The 1,359-nt window shown below is 31.4% G+C and carries 2 protein-coding genes; both read right to left on the bottom strand.

The features are described from left to right. Positions 1–85: 85 nt before the first annotated feature. A complete protein-coding gene (locus Q0739_RS14825; RefSeq protein ID WP_298239516.1) occupies positions 86–595 on the bottom strand; it encodes a GNAT family protein in 510 nt (169 codons plus the stop codon). 175 nt (positions 596–770) lie between these two features. Further along, positions 771–1,268 (bottom strand): hypothetical protein, encoded by a 498-nt coding sequence (locus Q0739_RS14820; protein WP_298239515.1) that lies wholly within the window; start codon positions 1,266–1,268, stop codon positions 771–773. Positions 1,269–1,359: the final 91 nt, after the last annotated feature.

Genomic DNA, 1,359 nt, shown 5'->3' with positions numbered 1-1,359 from the left:
CGCTAAAATGCTATCGCATTTCTGCCTCGCTCAAGCAAAATAATAAGGCGACACAAACTATATACGTGAAAGTTGTATGCCGTTTTTATTTTTCATTCAGTTTATAAAATCTATGTTCGTCACAGATTTTTTCATTTTTTAAAATCGCATTTTTGAAGATTCCTTCTTTTTTATAGCCATTTTTCTCAAGTACTTTCATAGAAGCGATATTGTATTCAAATACTCCAGAATAAATTCGATTTAAATCAAGTTGATTAAATCCGTATTCGGTAATCAATTCGACTGCTTTTGTTGCGATTCCATTTCCCCAAAATGGTTCACCAATCCAATATCCGATTTCGGCAGATTTTTGATACACGTCCTTTTGCATTACTAATCCAATTACGCCAGAAAGTTTGCCTTTGTATTCTATTCCAAAAGTTTGTTTCGGGTCTTCTTTTTTCGTTAGGTCTATGAAAAATTCAGCATCACTTTCCTTATATGGAAATGGAATGTAGTCTCTTAAATTATCCCAAATCTTTTTATTATTCGCAAGTTTCGCTAATTCAGCTCTATCTGATAGTTTGAGAGGTCTTATTTTAATTTTTTCTTCCAATTTTTGTTTTTTGGTCAAATGGCATACAACGGTTACGTATAAGAATAGTGCGGTTTTGTGTCCGAGGATTTTCCGTAGGAAAATCAGAGTGACCAAATACGCACTAACTTTTAGATTTAGGATTAAACTTAAGCATTATTTTTATACAATGTTACAAACAGTTTTTATTAATTCATCAAGGCAAATCACTCGTCAGAATCACTTCAAATGAGTCTGTTATATCAATATTGGTGTCGTTTGCCAAAGTCAGTTTTAAATTCACATTATATATTCCTTCGGGTTGAGGCGGTTGATATCCTGGATACCAAGTCAAATTATTTATATTATTAGTTGAGAAAATCTCTTCGCATTCATTAGAGATTTTTAATTCTGCGCTTTTTAGAAATTCTACGGCATTTGTACTAGTAGAACTATCAAATTCTCCACCGTTATTTATGTCTATTATAATTATCGTGAATGTATCTCTTATTCCATCTCCATTTGGTGATGAAAATGTAGAAATCCAAATTTCATAATTGGAGTCAGCGTAGATTTCTTTATGACTAACTATTTTAAGTTCTTCAATAACTCCGACGTCTATAGTTTTACTTTTTAAGCAATTATTGTTATCAGATGAGCAAGATGAAATTCCTATTCCTATTAAAAGAGCATAAATTATAGTCAGTTTTTTCATTTGGAAGTGTTTGGTTTAAATGTCTAGTCCTGAAATATGGCTACAGGTTAAAATTGAATTTACGCTGATAATTTATATACCATATTTGGTG

The organism is uncultured Algibacter sp. (assembly GCF_947487605.1).
Lineage (GTDB): Bacteria > Bacteroidota > Bacteroidia > Flavobacteriales > Flavobacteriaceae > Algibacter_D.
The sequence above is the reverse complement of the archived record's forward strand: the minus strand, read 5'-3'. Positions and strand labels throughout refer to the sequence as shown.